The sequence below is a fragment of the Streptomyces sp. NPDC028331 genome (genome assembly GCF_055565775.1).
The window spans coordinates 117,562-134,050 of the sequence record NZ_JBVHTR010000004.1 but is presented as its reverse complement, the minus strand read 5'-3'; the positions used below and the strand labels follow the sequence as shown (position 1 = coordinate 134,050).

The window sequence follows — 16,489 nt, the reverse complement described above, 5'->3', positions numbered from 1 at the left end:
AGTGTCCGACAGGGAACCGCCGCGCCGTCGCGTGCCCGGGCCCGCCCGGCCCGTGCGTCCCGACGCCGGGCGCCGCCCGGGCCCCGGTGCCCGGCCGGCCCGCCGCCCGGCCCCGGCCCCGGCCCCGGCCCCGGCCCGCCGCCCCGTCCCGGCCCGCCGCCCCGCCCCGCGCGCCATCCGGCTCGGCAGCCCCCGCCCCCGGCTCCGCCTGATCGGCCTCGCGCTGACCCTGGTGATGGTCGCCTTCGTCGTACGGCTGCTCCAGGTGCAGGCCGTGGACGCGAGCGCGTACGCCGCCAAGGCCGACAAGAACCGGTACGTCGGCCGCACCCTGGCCGCCGTCCGCGGCGAGATCACCGACCGCGACGGCGTCGAGCTGGCCACCAGCGTGGACGCGTACGACATCACGGCCGACCCGACGCTCTTCACGTCCGAGGCCACCAAGGTGGCGGATGCCCCGGAGCAGGCCGCCGCGCTGCTCGCCCCGATCGTCGGCCAGGACGCCGCCGACATCGCCAGGAAGCTGAAGGCCCCCGACACGCGCTATGTGCCGCTCGCACACCGCCAGACGCCCCAGGTGTGGAACCAGATCAAGGACCTGAAGAACACCCTGGCGACCAAGGCGAGGACGGACCCGAACACGGCCAACGTCCTCGCCGGCGTCCTCGCCGAGCCCACCAACAAGCGCGTCTACCCCAACGGCGACCTCGCCGCCGGCGTCCTGGGCTGGGTCAACGACGAGGGCAAGGGCGCCGGCGGCATCGAGCAGCAGCTCAACCAGGAGCTGGCCGGCAAGGACGGCAAGATCCGCTACGCCCAGTCCGGCGGCCGTCTGGTGCCGACCGCGGGCTCCGCCGAGACACCCGCGGTGGCCGGCACCGACGTCGAACTGACCATCGACCGCGACATCCAGTGGGCCGCGCAGAGCGCCATCACCGACCAGGTGAAGAAGTCCAAGGCCGACCGCGGGTACGTCGTGGTGCAGGACACCCGGACCGGCCAGATCCTCGCCCTGGCGAACTCGCCCGGCTTCGACCCCAACGACCTCTCGCACGCCGACCCGGCGGCCCTCGGCAACGCGGCCGTCCAGGACGCGTTCGAGCCCGGTTCCACCGCGAAGGTCATGACGATGGCGGCCGTGCTCCAGGAGAACGCCGCCACCCCGCTGACCCACGTCACCGTGCCCAACCGGCTGCACCGCGGCGACCGGCTCTTCGCGGACGACGTCGACCACCCGACCTGGTACCTGACGCTCAACGGCGTCCTCGCCAAGTCCAGCAACATCGGCACCATCCTGGCGGCCGGACAGCTCGGCAGGACCCAGGCGCAGGCCAACCAGGTCCTCTACTCCTACCTGCGCAAATTCGGCATCGGCCGCCCCACCGGGCTCGACTTCCCGGGCGAGACGGCCGGCATCCTGGCGCCCCCCGACAAGTGGTCGACCTCCCAGCAGTACACGATCCCCTTCGGCCAGGGTGTGTCGATCAACGCGGTGCAGGCCGCGTCCGTCTACTCGACCATCGCCAACGGCGGCGTGCGCGTAGAGCCCTCCCTCGTGCGCGGCACCAAGGGTCCGGACGGACGCTTCACCCCGGCCCCGCAGCCCGAGAGGACCAGGGTCGTCAGCGACAGGACGGCGAAGACGCTCGCCCAGATGCTGGAGGCCGTCGTGGACGACGGGCAGGGCACCGGCAACAAGGCGCGCATCCCCGGCTACCGCGTCGCGGGCAAGACGGGTACGGCCAACCGCGTGGATCCGGCCACCGGCAGGTACCGCGGCTACACGTCCTCCTTCGCCGGATTCGCCCCGGCGGACAAGCCGCGCGTCACCGTCTACTGCGCCATCCAGAACGCCACCAAGGGCAGCTACTACGGCGGTGACATCTGTGGCCCCGTCTTCAAACAGGTGATGGAGTTCGCCCTGAAGACCCTCCAGGTGCCGCCGACCGGAGCCGCCCCCGCGGACCTGCCCGTCACCTTCACGCCATGATCAGCAATACGAAGCACTACGGGAAAGACCGACCAGGAACCGCTCGTGACAACGATCACTCCCGACCCCGGGAACCACACCCCGCCCTCGCCCTCGCTTCGCTCCCCGGGGGCTGCGCCGGGTACGCTCACCGCCGTGCCACACGCTGATCAGTCCCCCACCATTCAGAAGGGCGCTTCCGTGACGTACCCGGGACCGCCCAGGCCGGTTCACGTCTCCGCCACACCCCTCGCGGAGCTCGCCGGCCAGCTGGGTGTCACCGCGCCGGAGAGCGCCGTCGAGGTCACGGGCATCACCCACGACTCGCGCGCCGTCCGTCCCGGCGACCTGTACGCGGCCCTGCCCGGCGCGCGAGCGCACGGTGCCGACTTCGTCACCCAGGCCGCCGGACTCGGCGCGGTCGCCGTGCTGACCGACCCGACGGGGGCCGAGCGCGCCGCGGCGACGGGCCTGCCGGTCCTGGTCGCCCCCGACCCGCGCGGACGGATGGGCGAGCTGGCGGCCACGATCTACGGCCACCCCGGCCGTGACCTGCTCCAGATCGGCATCACCGGCACCTCCGGCAAGACCACCACGGCCTACCTCGTCGAGGGAGGCCTGAAGACGGTCCGCTCCACGAACGAGGGGGGCCGGCGCGAAGCGTCGTCGGTTGAGGGCGGTGGTGAGCGACGGGTCGGGCTCATCGGCACGGTCGAGATGCGCATCGGCGAGACCCGCATCAAGTCCGAGCGCACCACCCCCGAGGCCACCGACCTGCAGGCCCTGTTCGCGGTCATGCGCGAGCGCGGGGTCGAGGCGGTCGCCATGGAGGTCTCCAGCCACGCGCTGGTCCTCGGCCGGGTCGACGGCTGCGTCTTCGACGTCGCCGTCTTCACCAACCTCAGCCCGGAACACATGGAGTTCCACTCCGACATGGAGGACTACTTCCGGGCGAAGGCGCAGCTGTTCACGGAGAGGCGCAGCAGGCTCGGCGTGGTCAACGTCGACGACGAGTACGGCCGCAGGCTCGCCAAGGAGGCCGGCGTCCCGGTGGTCACGTACTCCGCGGAGGGCCACCCCGACGCCGACTGGCGTGCCGAGGACGTCCGCATCGGCCCGCTGGACTCCACGTTCACCGTGATCGGCCCCAAGGAGCAGCGCATCGCCGCCAGGTCGCCGCTGCCGGGCCCGTTCAACGTGGCGAACACCCTGGCCGCGATCGTCGCCCTCGCCGAGGCCGGGCTGGACCCGCAGACCGCCGCCGACGGCGTCGCGGCCGTACCGGGCGTCCCGGGGCGCCTGGAGCGCGTGGACGCCGGGCAGCCCTACCTCGCGGTCGTCGACTACGCCCACAAGACCGACGCCGTCGAATCGGTGCTGCGCGCCCTGCGCAAGGTCACCGAGGGCAGGCTGCACGTCGTCATCGGATGCGGCGGCGACCGTGACACCACCAAGCGCGCCCCGATGGGCGCCGCCGCGGCCCGGCTCGCCGACACCGCCGTGCTGACCTCCGACAACCCGCGCTCCGAGGACCCCCTCGCGATCCTCGCCACCATGCTCCAGGGCGCCGCGTCCGTGCCCGCGCACGAACGCGGAGAGGTCCAGGTCTTCGAGGACCGGGCCGCCGCCATCGAAGCCGCAGTGGCCCGCGCGCGGCCCGGGGACACCGTGCTCGTCGCGGGCAAGGGCCACGAACAGGGCCAGGACATCGCCGGGGTGGTCCGTCCCTTCGACGACCGCCAGGTGCTTCGCGAAGCTATCCAGAAGACCCAGGGATGAACTTGTGATCGCCCTCTCCCTCGCCGAGATCGCAGAAGTCGTCGGCGGGCAGACGCATGACATACCGGATCCGTCCGCCCAGGTCACCGGGCCGGTCGTCCGGGACTCCCGCGAGGTGGGGCCCGGATGCCTCTTCGTCGCCTTCGTCGGCGAACGGGTGGACGGCCACGACTTCGCACCCGCCGCCGTCGAGGCGGGTGCCGCGGCCGTCCTGGCGTCGCGCCCCGTCGGCGTGCCCGCGATCGTGGTGGACGACGTCCAGGCAGCGCTCGGCGCCCTCGCACGGCACGTCGTCTCACGGCTGGGGGCGACCCTCGTGGCCCTCACCGGCTCCGCGGGCAAGACCAGCACCAAGGACCTCATCGCCCAGGTGCTGCAGCGCAAGGCGCCGACCGTGTTCACGCCCGGCTCGCTCAACAACGAGATCGGGCTGCCGCTGACCGCCCTCAGCGCCACCGAGGAGACCAGGTTCCTCGTCCTGGAGATGGGCGCCCGCGGCATCGGCCACATCCGCTACCTCACCGAACTGACCCCGCCGAGGGTCGGTGTCGTGCTCAACGTCGGCTCCGCCCACATCGGCGAGTTCGGCGGCCGCGAGCAGATCGCGCAGGCGAAGGGCGAACTCGTCGAGAGCCTGCCCTCCTCGGACGCCGGCGGCATCGCGGTCCTCAACGCCGACGACCCGTACGTGAAGGCCATGACCTCCCGTACGAAGGCGAAGGTGATCCTTTTCGGAGAGTCCGACGAAGCGGACGTACGCGCCGAGAACGTGCGACTCACGGACAGCGGACAGCCCGCCTTCAGGCTCCACACACCCTCCGGTGCATCCGATGTGACCATGCGCCTGTACGGTGAGCATCACGTGTCGAACGCGCTCGCCGCGGCCGCCGTCGCCCATGAGCTGGGCATGTCCGCAGACGAGATCGCCGTCGCGCTCTCCGAGGCGGGCTCCCTCTCCCGCTGGCGGATGGAGGTCACCGAGCGCCCTGACGGCGTGACCATCGTCAACGACGCCTACAACGCGAACCCCGAGTCGATGAGGGCGGCACTGCGCGCGCTCGTGGCCATGGGCCGGGGACGCCGGACGTGGGCGGTGCTCGGCAAGATGGCCGAGCTCGGGGACGAGGCGCTCGCCGAGCACGACGCGGTCGGACGGCTCGCCGTCCGGCTCAACGTCAGCAAGCTCGTCGCGGTCGGGGACAGGGAAGCGTCCTGGCTGCAACTGGGCGCATATAACGAGGGTTCGTGGGGTGAGGAGTCGGTGCACGTGTCCGACGCACAGGCGGCGATCGACCTGTTGCGCAGCGAGTTGCGCCCGGGAGACGTCGTACTCGTGAAGGCGTCCCGGTCGGTCGGACTCGAGAGCGTGGCGCAGGCGCTGCTCGAGACCGGTGCCGAGGGTGGGGTCGATGCCCGATGATGAAGCAGATCCTGTTCTCGGGAGTCATCGGCCTGTTCCTGACCCTGATCGGCACCCCGCTGCTGATCAAGCTCCTCGCCCGCAAGGGCTACGGCCAGTACATCCGGGACGACGGCCCGCGCGAGCACGCCAGCAAGCGCGGTACGCCGACCATGGGCGGCATCGCGTTCATCCTGGCGACGATCGCCGCCTACTTCCTGTCCAAGGTGATCACGGGCGCGCCCCCGACCTTCTCCGGACTGCTGGTGCTCGGCCTGATGGGCGGCATGGGCCTGGTCGGCTTCCTCGACGACTACATCAAGATCGTCAAGCGGCGTTCGCTCGGTCTGCGGGCCAAGGCGAAGATGGCCGGCCAGCTCATCGTCGGCGTCGCCTTCGCCGTGCTGGCCCTGCAGTTCGCCGACAGCCGCGGCAACACCCCGGCCTCCACCAAGCTCTCCTTCGTGCAGGACTTCGGCTGGACCATCGGCCCGGTGCTGTTCGTGATCTGGGCGCTGTTCATGATCCTCGCCATGTCGAACGGCGTGAACCTCACCGACGGTCTCGACGGCCTCGCCACCGGCGCCTCCGTGCTGGTCTTCGGCGCGTACACCTTCATCGGCGTGTGGCAGTGGCAGGAGTCGTGCGCCAACGCGCAGACCCTGACCAACCCGGCCGCCTGCTACGAGGTACGGGACCCGCTCGACCTGGCGGTCGTCGCCTCCGCGCTGATGGGCGCCTGCCTCGGCTTCCTGTGGTGGAACACCTCGCCGGCGAAGATCTTCATGGGGGACACCGGTTCGCTGGCCCTGGGCGGCGCGCTGGCCGGCCTCGCGATCTGCTCCCGCACCGAGCTGCTGCTCGCGCTGCTCGGCGGCCTGTTCGTCCTGATCACCATGTCGGTCGTCATCCAGGTCGGCTCCTTCCGCCTCACCGGGAAGCGCGTCTTCCGGATGGCTCCGCTCCAGCACCACTTCGAGCTCAAGGGCTGGTCCGAGGTTCTCGTCGTGGTCCGCTTCTGGATCATTCAGGGCATTTGCGTCATCGTGGGACTCGGCCTCTTCTACGCGGGATGGGCAGCGGAAAAGTGATCGACTGGCAGGGCAAGCACGTCACCGTCGCGGGACTCGGCGTCTCGGGCATCCCGGCGGCCAAGGTGCTGCACGGGCTCGGCGCGGTCGTGACCGTCGTCAACGACGGCGACGACGAGCGGGCCCGCGCACAGGCCGCGGAGCTGGAGGCGCTCGGGATCACCGTGCGCCTCGGGGACACTGCATCCCGCAGCGGCTCCGCCGCGGGCGCCCTGCCCGAGGGCACCGAGCTGATCGTCACCACGCCCGGCTGGAAGCCGGACAAGCCGCTGTTCGCCGCCGCCGCGGAAGCGGGCGTGCCGGTGTGGGGCGACGTCGAACTGGCCTGGCGACTGCGCGGCCCCGACGCCGCCCCCTGGCTCGCGGTCACCGGCACCAACGGCAAGACCACGACCGTGCAGATGCTCGCCTCCATCCTGAAGGCGGCGGGCCTGCGCACGGCCGCCGTCGGCAACATCGGGGTCTCGCTCCTCGACGTCGTCCTCGGCGAGGAGAAGTACGACGTACTGGCGGTGGAGTTGTCGAGCTACCAGCTCCACTGGGCGCCGTCGCTGCGCGCCCACTCCGCCGCCGTGCTCAACCTGGCGCCGGATCACCTCGACTGGCACGGCTCGATGGAGGCCTACGCCGCCGACAAGGGCCGTATCTACGAGGGCAATCGGGTCGCCTGCGTCTACAACGTCGCCGACAAGGCCACCGAGGACCTGGTGCGCGAGGCGGACGTCGAGGAGGGCTGTCGGGCCATCGGCTTCACCCTGGGCACGCCCGGGCCGTCCCAACTCGGCGTCGTGGACGGGATCCTGGTGGACCGCGCGTTCGTCGAGAACCGGCAGCAGAACGCGCAGGAGCTGGCGGAGGTCTCGGACGTCAACCCGCCGGTGCCGCACAACGTCGCCAACGCCCTTGCGGCGGCGGCTCTCGCGCGCGCCTTCGGGGTGCCCGCGCGGGCCGTACGGGACGGGCTGCGCGCCTTCACACCGGACGCCCACCGCATCGCGCACGTCGCGGACGTGGACGGGGTCGCGTACATCGACGACTCCAAGGCCACCAACACCCATGCCGCCGAAGCCTCGTTGGCGGCGTACGAGTCGATCGTGTGGATCGCGGGCGGGCTCGCCAAGGGTGCGGTCTTCGACGAGCTGGTCGCCAGGGCGGCCAAGCGGCTTCGGGGCGTGGTGCTCATCGGGGCGGACCGGGCCCTGATCCGGGAAGCCCTCGCGCGACACGCGCCGGAAGTACCCGTGGTGGACCTCGAACGGACCGACACTGGGGCGATGCGGGCGGCCGTGGCCGAGGCGCGGAAGCTGGCGCATGCGGGCGACACGGTCCTGTTGGCTCCGGCTTGTGCCTCCATGGACATGTTCGCCAACTACAACAAGCGCGGGGACGCGTTCGCGGAGGCCGTTCGCGAACTCGGTGCGGGCGCGGGCGCCTGACGGCGGGTCTCGGCCACCGCCGGTGGCCCGGAGATCCATGGAGGGACGCGTGAGTGGGACATGGCTGGTATCTCGTCGGCGGCCGTTCGCCGGTGGTACGGCAGCGATGAGGTGACCGATGGCGTCGAGTAGCCGTACCACGCAGCGGGCGCCCGGACGTCCCCCCACCGCCCCGCCCCCGCACGACAACGCCCTGACCCGGCTCGTCACGCGGGCCCGGCGGGCCTGGGACCGGCCGCTCACCGCCTACTACCTGATCCTCGGCAGCAGCCTGCTGATCACGGTGCTGGGGCTCGTCATGGTCTACTCGGCCTCTCAGATCACCGCCCTGCAGATGTCGCTGCCCGGGTCGTACTTCTTCCGCAAGCAGTTCCTCGCCGCCGCGATCGGGGCCCTGCTGATGCTGATCGCCTCGCGGATGCCCGTGAAACTGCACCGGGCGCTGGCGTACCCGATCCTGGCCGGCGCCCTCTTCCTGCTCGTCCTGGTGCAGGTCCCGGGCATCGGCATGGCGGTCAACGGCAACCAGAACTGGATCTCGCTGGGCGGCTCCTTCCAGATCCAGCCCAGCGAGTTCGGCAAGCTGGCACTCGTGCTGTGGGGCGCCGACCTGATCGCGCGCAAGCAGGACAAGCGGCTGCTCACTCAGTGGAAGCACATGCTGGTGCCGCTCGTCCCCATGGCGTTCCTGCTGCTCGGGCTGATCATGCTGGGCGGCGACATGGGTACGACGATCATCCTGACCGCGATCCTGTTCGGGCTGCTGTGGCTGGCCGGGGCGCCCACGCGCCTGTTCGCCGGCGTGCTGAGCGTCGCCGTGGTGCTCGGCGCCCTCGCCATCGAGAGCAGCCCGCACCGCCTGAACCGGCTGGCCTGCATCGGCGCGACCGACCCCGGTCCGAACGACATCTGCTGGCAGGGCGTGCACGGCCTGTACGCCCTCGCCTCCGGCGGAATCTTCGGATCGGGGCTCGGGGCCAGTGTGGAGAAATGGGGACAACTCCCCGAGGCGCACACGGACTTCATCTTCGCCGTCACCGGTGAGGAACTGGGCCTCGCGGGCACGCTGTCGGTACTGGCCCTCTTCGCGGCTCTAGGCTATGCGGGTATCCGCGTGGCCGGACGCACGGAGGATCCCTTCGTGAGGTACGCCGCGGGAGGCGTGACCACCTGGATCATGGCCCAGGCCGTGATCAACATGGGTGCGGTGCTCGGCCTGCTGCCGATCGCCGGCGTCCCGCTCCCGCTGTTCTCCTACGGAGGATCCGCCCTGCTGCCGACCATGTTCGCCATCGGGTTGCTGATCGCCTTCGCGCGCGACGAGCCCGCTGCGCGGGCGGCGCTTGCGATGCGGCAACCCCGCTTTGGTAGAAAGCGGGCGGGAGGCTCTGTGTCTGACCGGGGGCCTCGGAGATGGAACACGATGCGACGGCGTGCCTCGGCGGCGCGTTCGTCCGGAGAGCGGTGAATTTCGGTGCATGTCGTACTCGCCGGTGGGGGGACCGCCGGCCACATCGAGCCCGCGCTCGCCCTCGCGGACGCCCTGCGCAGGCAGGACCCGACCGTGGGGATCACGGCCCTGGGCACGGAGCGGGGGCTGGAGACCAGGCTCGTCCCCGAGCGCGGCTATGAACTCGCGCTGATCCCCGCCGTCCCCCTGCCGCGCAAGCCGACCCCCGAACTGATCACGGTCCCCGGGCGGCTGCGGGGCACGATCAAGGCGGCCGAGCAGATCATCGAGCGCACCAAGGCGGACGTCGTCGTCGGCTTCGGCGGCTATGTCGCGCTGCCCGGCTACCTGGCCGCCAAGCGCCTCGGCGTGCCGATCGTCATCCACGAGGCCAACGCACGCCCCGGCCTCGCCAACAAGATCGGCTCGCGGTACGCCGCCCAGGTGGCCGTCTCCACCCCCGACAGCAAGCTCCGGGGCGCCCGCTACATCGGCATCCCGCTGCGCCGCTCCATCGCCACCCTGGACCGCGCCGCCGTACGGCCCGAGGCCCGCGCCGCGTTCGGTCTCGACCCGAACCTGCCGACGCTGCTGGTCTCCGGCGGCTCGCAGGGCGCCCGGCGGCTCAACGAGGTGGTCCAGCAGGTCGCCCCGTACCTCCAGCAGGCCGGCATCCAGATCCTGCACGCGGTCGGTCCCAAGAACGAACTGCCGCAGGTGCACCACATGCCGGGGATGCCCCCGTACATCCCGGTACCGTACCTGGACCGGATGGACCTCGCGTACGCCGCGGCGGACATGATGCTCTGCCGCGCGGGCGCGATGACCGTCGCCGAACTCTCCGCCGTCGGGCTGCCGGCCGCGTACGTTCCGCTGCCCATCGGCAACGGCGAACAGCGGCTGAACGCCCAGCCGGTGGTCAAGGCGGGCGGCGGACTGCTGGTCGACGACGCGGAACTGACGCCCGAGTGGGTCCAGCAGAACGTCCTTCCGGTGCTCGCCGACCCGCACCGGCTGTACGAGATGTCCCGTGCCGCCGGTGAGTTCGGCCGCCGGGACGCCGACGAGCTGCTGGTCGGCATGGTGTACGAGGCGATCGCCTCGCGCCACCAGTAACACGTGAGGGAAGGCAGGGGCCATGGCCGGACCGACGACCGTCGAGCGCGGTGAGCGCAAGCAGGTTCGGCCCGGCCCGCCCCGGCCGCCCCGACTGGGGCGACTGCTCACCCTTCGTATGCTCATCATCCTTTCCGTTGCGGTGGTGTTGGCGGGCGGCGGCTCTCTCTGGCTGCTGTACGGCTCGTCCTGGCTGCGGGTGGAGCGTGTCTCCGTCACGGGAACCCGGGTGCTGACGGCGGCACAGGTGCGTGAGGCGGCCGGAGTGCGGATCGGATCGCCGCTGATTTCCGTCGACACCGAGGCGATCGAGGCGCGGGTGCGCCGGAAACTGCCCCGAATTGACGCGATTGACGTCGTCCGCTCCTGGCCTCATGGAATCGGGCTGAAAGTGACCGAACGTACTCCGGTTCTGGTCGTCAAAAACGGCGGAAAGTTCATCGAAGTGGACAAGGGGGGAGTACGGTTCGCCACGGTTTCGCAGGCGCCGAACGGCATCCCCGCTCTGGAATTGACGGTGTCCAAGTCGGCCGGCTGGCGCCGATTCGGCACCGACCGGATGGTCCGCGAGGCGGCCCTCGTGGCCCAGGACGTGCCGGCCGCCGTCAAGCGGGATATCCGGACTGTCCGCGTCCGTTCCTTCGACGCCATCTCCCTGGAGCTGAGCGGCGGGCGGACGGTGATGTGGGGCAGCAGCGAGAGAGGGCGGGCGAAGGCCGTCGCACTGACCGCGCTGATGAAAGCCGCGTCAGGTGCCCGGCACTTCGATGTCAGCGTCCCCACCGCCCCGGCGTCATCGGGGAGTTGACGCACATCCGCGCAGGCCAGCACCCTGGTTGGGCACTGCTACGGCTGATCACATAGGGTGAAAAGAAAAGCGGGAGGTTCGGCGTGTTCGTTGAACGGGCGCCACTTGTCGACTTAGTGTCCTGTTCGGAAGAGTCCAGGGAACAGACACACTGGTAACCCTAAACTTCAGGGTTAGGGTTCGGGTCGGCGTTCGGACCGTCCCATTCGGCATCCGCCGTCGGGCCGCGGGTCACCCGCGGGACGACGGCAACGTAATTCGAGGCGAGAGGCCTTCGACGTGGCAGCACCGCAGAACTACCTCGCAGTCATCAAGGTCATCGGTGTCGGCGGCGGTGGTGTCAATGCCATCAACCGGATGATCGAGGTCGGTCTCAAGGGCGTCGAGTTCATCGCCATCAACACCGACGCGCAAGCTCTGTTGATGAGCGACGCCGACGTCAAGCTGGACGTCGGCCGGGAACTCACGCGCGGACTCGGCGCCGGGGCGAACCCGGAGGTCGGCCGCAAGGCCGCCGAGGACCACCGCGAGGAGATCGAGGAGGTCCTCAAGGGGGCCGACATGGTCTTCGTGACGGCCGGTGAAGGCGGCGGCACCGGCACCGGCGGGGCGCCCGTCGTGGCCAACATCGCGCGCTCGCTCGGCGCGCTCACCATCGGCGTGGTCACGCGCCCGTTCACTTTCGAGGGACGGCGCCGCGCGAACCAGGCGGAGGACGGCATCGCCGCCCTGCGCGAAGAGGTCGACACCCTCATCGTCATCCCGAACGACCGGCTGCTGTCCATCTCGGACCGCCAGGTCTCCGTCCTCGACGCCTTCAAGTCGGCCGACCAGGTCCTGCTCTCCGGTGTCCAGGGCATCACCGACCTCATCACCACGCCCGGCCTGATCAACCTCGACTTCGCCGACGTCAAGTCCGTGATGTCCGAGGCCGGTTCCGCCCTCATGGGCATCGGCTCGGCCCGCGGCGACGACCGCGCGGTGGCCGCGGCCGAGATGGCGATCTCCTCGCCGCTCCTCGAGGCGTCCATCGACGGCGCCCGCGGCGTGCTGCTGTCCATCTCCGGCGGCTCCGACCTCGGCCTGTTCGAGATCAACGAGGCCGCCCAGCTGGTGAGCGAGGCCGCACACCCCGAGGCCAACATCATCTTCGGCGCGGTGATCGACGACGCCCTCGGCGACGAGGTCCGGGTCACCGTGATCGCCGCCGGCTTCGACGGCGGTCAGCCCCCGGCCAAGCGGGAGAACGTCCTCGGCTCGTCCTCGCTCAAGCGCGATGAGCCCGTCCGCCCCGCCGAGAGCCGCCCGTCCTTCGGCTCCCTCGGCAGCGTCACGCCGAAGGAGGCTCCCGAGCCGGCCCCGGAGCCGGTGGCCGACCTCCCGGTGCCGCCGCCGTCGGTCCCGCCGTCGCGGACCTACTCGGACAGCGCTGCCGAGGAGCTGGACGTGCCGGACTTCCTCAAGTGATAGGACAGCGCGACACCGTGAGCGGCGCGCACTTCGCCTTCACCGACCGGTGGGGCGGGGTGAGCGCCGCTCCGTACGAGGAGCTCAACCTCGGCGGCGCGGTCGGCGACGACCCCGGCGCCGTCCGCACCAACCGGGAACTGGCCGCGAAGTCGCTCGGCCTGGACCCCTCCCGGGTGGTGTGGATGAACCAGGTGCACGGTACCGACGTCGCCGTCGTGGACGCCCCCTGGGGTGAAAATCCGGTGCCCGAGGTGGACGCGGTCGTCACCGCCCGGCGTGGACTCGCCCTCGCGGTGCTCACCGCCGACTGCACCCCCGTCCTGCTCGCCGACCCCGTCGCCGGGATCGCGGCCGCCGCCCACGCCGGCCGGCCCGGCATGGTCGCCGGAGTCGTTCCCGCCACCGTCCGCGCGATGATGGAACTGGGCGCCGACCCGTCCCGGATCGTCGCCCGCACGGGACCCGCGGTCTGCGGCCGGTGCTACGAGGTGCCGGAGGCGATGCGTGCCGAGGTGTCCGCCGTCGAACCGGCGGCGCACGCCGAGACGAGCTGGGGCACTCCCGCGGTCGACGTGACCGCCGGCGTGCACGCGCAGCTCGACCGGCTCGGGGTGCGCGACCGGGCGCAGTCGCCGGTGTGCACGCTGGAGTCGCACGATCACTTCTCGTACCGCCGCGACCGGACGACCGGGCGGCTCGCGGGCTATGTCTGGCTGGGCTGATGGGGCATGACGGACCGTAGGGATCACATCGCCACGAACCTCGCGAAGGTGGAGGACCGTATCGCGGCCGCGTGCGCGGCGGCGGGTCGCAAGCGCGAGGAGGTGACCCTGATCGTGGTCACCAAGACCTACCCCGCCTCCGATGTGCGGATCCTGTCGGAACTCGGTGTGCGGCACGTCGCCGAGAACCGCGACCAGGACGCGGCTCCCAAGGCGGCGGCATGCTCGGATTTGCCGCTTACATGGCATTTTGTCGGTCAGTTGCAGACCAACAAGGTGCGATCCGTGGTCGGTTACGCGGATCTCGTGCAGTCCGTCGATCGTTCCAAGCTGGTGACGGCCCTGTCCAAGGAGGCCGTACGAGCCGGGCGCGAGGTGGGGTGTCTCATCCAGGTGGCGCTCGATGCGGGGGAGAGCGGCCGAGGTGAGCGCGGAGGTGTGGCGCCCGGAGGAATCGAAGAGTTGGGCGACCTCGTCGCGAGCGCGCCCGGGCTGCGGCTGGACGGCCTGATGACGGTCGCGCCGCTCACCGGCGAGTACGCGGGGCGTCAACGGGCGGCGTTCGAGCGGCTCATGGATTTGTCGACCGACCTGCGCAGGGCCCATCCGGCTGCCACCATGGTCTCTGCAGGGATGAGTGCGGATCTCGAGGAGGCCGTGGCTGCCGGGGCGACACATGTGCGCGTCGGGACGGCGGTACTCGGAGTCCGCCCCAGGCTCGGGTAACGTCGCCAGGAAGTCGGACCACAGCAGAAAATATGGTCATTACCGCTGATAGGCGGGCGTAACGACCTCGTGGATCGCGGGCACTTGGCAGTCGTCAGCCGATCCACCACAGAGCGGAGGACTCAGAGCATGGCCGGCGCGATGCGCAAGATGGCGGTCTACCTCGGCCTCGTGGAGGACGATGGGTACGACGGCCGGGGATTCGACCCCGATGACGACTTCGAGCCCGAACTCGATCCGGAGCCGGAGCGGGACCGCAGGCGGCACGAACCGACGCACCAGGCACTTCAGCCCCAACGGGACGAATCGGTACGCGTCGTGCAGCCGCCGGCGCCACGCGATCCCGTGTCCCCCTCCGCTTCGCTACCCGCGGAATCCGGGCGGCCGGCCCGCATCGCGCCCGTGGCATCCATCACACAAGAACGCCAGAGTCTGGAGAAGAACGCACCGGTGATCATGCCCAAGGTCGTGTCCGAACGAGAGCCGTACCGGATCACCACGCTTCACCCCCGGACCTACAACGAGGCCCGTACCATCGGGGAACACTTCCGTGAGGGCACTCCTGTGATCATGAATCTGACTGAGATGGATGACACAGATGCGAAGCGACTTGTCGACTTTGCGGCCGGTTTGGTGTTTGGTCTTCACGGCAGCATCGAGCGGGTGACGCAGAAGGTGTTCCTGTTGTCGCCTGCTAACGTCGATGTCACGGCGGAGGACAAGGCCCGCATCGCAGAGGGCGGGTTCTTCAACCAGAGCTGAGACGCACCACCGGAAAGACGGCACGGGAGCAGGGGAGAGGGAAGCGCGGACCATGGGCGTGTTCCTACAGGTTGTCTACATCGCGCTGATGTGCTTCCTCGTCGTGCTGATTTTCCGGCTGGTCATGGACTACGTCTTCCAGTTCGCCCGCTCATGGCAACCCGGCAAGGCGATGGTGGTCGTTCTGGAGGCCACCTACACTGTCACCGATCCACCGCTGAAGCTTCTGCGGCGGTTCATCCCGCCGCTGCGTCTCGGGGGCGTGGCGCTCGACCTGTCCTTCTTCGTACTGATGATCATCGTCTACATCCTGATCTCGATCGTGGGCAGCTTCGCGAGGTGAATGTGGACGATACGGTCTTGCCGACTGCCGATGACTACGTTGAGGTGAAGACATGCCGCTGACCCCCGAGGACGTTCGGAACAAGCAGTTCACGACCGTCCGCCTCCGAGAAGGCTATGACGAGGACGAGGTCGATGCCTTCCTCGACGAGGTCGAAGCCGAACTGACCCGTCTGCTCCGGGAGAACGAGGACCTGCGCGCCAAGCTGGCCGCCGCCACTCGTGCCGCCGCGCAGAACCAGCAGAACATGCGCAAACCCCCGGAGGACCAGAACCCCCAGCAGGGCATGCGCGGTCCCGGGGCGCCCGTCCCCGCCGGGATATCGGGCCCGCCGCAGCAGCAGATGGGCGGCCCCATGGGTGGCCCGCCCCAGCTGCCGAGCGGTGCCCCGCAACTGCCGGCCGGCCCCGGCGGCGGTCAGGGTGGTCCCCAGGGACCCGGCCCGATGGGCCAGGGTCCGATGGGTCAGGGGCCGATGGGCGGCCAGCCCCCGATGCAGCAGCAGATGGGTGGCCCCATGGGCGGTCCGATGGGCGGCCCCATGGGTGGTCCGGGCATGCCCGGCCAGGGTCCCGGCGGCGACAGCGCCGCGCGTGTCCTCTCGCTGGCCCAGCAGACCGCCGACCAGGCGATCGCCGAGGCCCGCGCCGAGGCCAACAAGATCGTCGGCGAGGCCCGCAGCCGCGCCGAGGGTCTGGAGCGCGACGCCCGTGCCAAGGCGGACGCCCTGGAGCGGGACGCGCAGGAGAAGCACCGCGTCGCGATGGGCTCCCTGGAGTCCGCCCGCGCCACGCTGGAGCGCAAGGTCGAGGACCTGCGCGGCTTCGAGCGCGAGTACCGCACCCGCCTGAAGTCGTACCTGGAGTCGCAGCTGCGCCAGCTCGAGACCCAGGCCGACGACTCGCTGGCCCCGCCGCGCACCCCGGCCACGGCCTCCCTGCCGTCGCCGTCGGCGCCGTCGATGGCCCCGGCCGGTGCGAGCGCCCCGTCGTACGGCGGCAACCAGACGATGGGCGGCGGCCCGGCTCCGTCCGCTCCGTCCTACGGCGGCCAGCAGCAGATGTCCCCCGCGATGACCCAGCCGATGGCGCCGGTTCGCCCGCAGGGCCCGTCGCCGATGGGCCAGGCGCCCTCGCCGATGCGCGGGTTCCTCATCGACGAGGACGACAACTGAGGGTCGTGAAGACGCCGTAGGCGTCGGCAGCGTTCAGGGCGGGGCCCCGGATCGAGAGATCCGGGGCCCCGCCCTTTCGTGTGGCGTCTCTTTCGTGCGACTTCCTGCTGCGGCTTCGTGCTGCGGCTTCGTGCGACTTCGTGCGACGTGCTTGGCGCCCGTGTTCGGACCGGGGAGCGGTTGTGCGTACGGACGCAACGCCGAAGGCCCGGGCCCACCAAGATTTTTTCGGTGGGCCCGGGCC

Annotated in this window: 14 protein-coding genes; all 14 read left to right on the top strand. The window is 70.7% G+C overall.

Annotated elements, in window-relative coordinates; translation table 11 throughout:
• Nucleotide 1: 1 nt before the first annotated feature.
• Entirely contained in the window at nt 2-1,990 is a 1,989-nt protein-coding gene (locus tag ACZ4SW_RS06635; protein ID WP_468238762.1) for a peptidoglycan D,D-transpeptidase FtsI family protein, read from the top strand.
• 180 nt (nt 1,991-2,170) lie between these two features.
• On the top strand, nt 2,171-3,748 hold the full coding sequence (locus ACZ4SW_RS06630) for a UDP-N-acetylmuramoyl-L-alanyl-D-glutamate--2,6-diaminopimelate ligase (protein ID WP_468239415.1): 1,578 nt from the start codon (nt 2,171-2,173) through the stop codon (nt 3,746-3,748).
• Nucleotides 3,749-3,752: 4 nt separating this feature from the next.
• Nucleotides 3,753-5,168, top strand: coding sequence for a UDP-N-acetylmuramoyl-tripeptide--D-alanyl-D-alanine ligase (locus ACZ4SW_RS06625; RefSeq protein ID WP_468238760.1), 1,416 nt, complete (start codon nt 3,753-3,755; stop codon nt 5,166-5,168).
• Nucleotides 5,165-6,238 carry a phospho-N-acetylmuramoyl-pentapeptide-transferase gene (gene mraY / locus ACZ4SW_RS06620; RefSeq protein WP_468238758.1) on the top strand — a complete coding sequence of 358 codons (1,074 nt, stop codon included), beginning with the start codon at nt 5,165-5,167 and terminating at the stop codon, nt 6,236-6,238. Before ACZ4SW_RS06625 ends, mraY begins: the two co-directional genes overlap by 4 nt.
• Nucleotides 6,220-7,674 (top strand): UDP-N-acetylmuramoyl-L-alanine--D-glutamate ligase, encoded by a 1,455-nt coding sequence (gene murD / locus ACZ4SW_RS06615; RefSeq protein ID WP_468238755.1) that lies wholly within the window; start codon nt 6,220-6,222, stop codon nt 7,672-7,674. The genes mraY and murD overlap by 19 nt, the downstream gene beginning before the upstream one ends.
• 118 nt (nt 7,675-7,792) lie before the next feature.
• A complete protein-coding gene (gene ftsW, locus ACZ4SW_RS06610; protein ID WP_468238753.1) occupies nt 7,793-9,142 on the top strand; it encodes a putative lipid II flippase FtsW in 1,350 nt (449 codons plus the stop codon).
• Between the two features lie 6 nt (nt 9,143-9,148).
• Complete coding sequence (gene murG / locus ACZ4SW_RS06605; protein ID WP_468238750.1) at nt 9,149-10,240, top strand: undecaprenyldiphospho-muramoylpentapeptide beta-N-acetylglucosaminyltransferase; 1,092 nt, start codon at nt 9,149-9,151, stop codon at nt 10,238-10,240.
• 22 nt (nt 10,241-10,262) lie between these two features.
• Complete coding sequence (locus tag ACZ4SW_RS06600) at nt 10,263-11,048, top strand: cell division protein FtsQ/DivIB (RefSeq protein WP_468238748.1); 786 nt, start codon at nt 10,263-10,265, stop codon at nt 11,046-11,048.
• A gap of 279 nt (nt 11,049-11,327) precedes the next feature.
• Nucleotides 11,328-12,515: a cell division protein FtsZ gene (ftsZ, locus tag ACZ4SW_RS06595; protein WP_388987552.1), complete on the top strand. Its 1,188-nt coding sequence runs from the start codon at nt 11,328-11,330 to the stop codon at nt 12,513-12,515.
• Nucleotides 12,512-13,240: a peptidoglycan editing factor PgeF gene (gene pgeF / locus ACZ4SW_RS06590; protein ID WP_468238745.1), complete on the top strand. Its 729-nt coding sequence runs from the start codon at nt 12,512-12,514 to the stop codon at nt 13,238-13,240. The genes ftsZ and pgeF overlap by 4 nt, the downstream gene beginning before the upstream one ends.
• A 6-nt stretch (nt 13,241-13,246) precedes the next feature.
• Nucleotides 13,247-13,966 (top strand): YggS family pyridoxal phosphate-dependent enzyme, encoded by a 720-nt coding sequence (locus ACZ4SW_RS06585; protein ID WP_468238742.1) that lies wholly within the window; start codon nt 13,247-13,249, stop codon nt 13,964-13,966.
• A 129-nt stretch (nt 13,967-14,095) separates the two neighbouring features.
• Nucleotides 14,096-14,728, top strand: a complete 633-nt coding sequence (locus tag ACZ4SW_RS06580; RefSeq protein WP_468238740.1) for a cell division protein SepF — start codon at nt 14,096-14,098, stop codon at nt 14,726-14,728.
• A 52-nt stretch (nt 14,729-14,780) separates the two neighbouring features.
• Nucleotides 14,781-15,071, top strand: coding sequence for a YggT family protein (locus tag ACZ4SW_RS06575; protein ID WP_103839876.1), 291 nt, complete (start codon nt 14,781-14,783; stop codon nt 15,069-15,071).
• Nucleotides 15,072-15,123: 52 nt separating this feature from the next.
• Entirely contained in the window at nt 15,124-16,245 is a 1,122-nt protein-coding gene (locus ACZ4SW_RS06570) for a DivIVA domain-containing protein (RefSeq protein WP_468238737.1), read from the top strand.
• Nucleotides 16,246-16,489 lie beyond the last annotated feature (244 nt).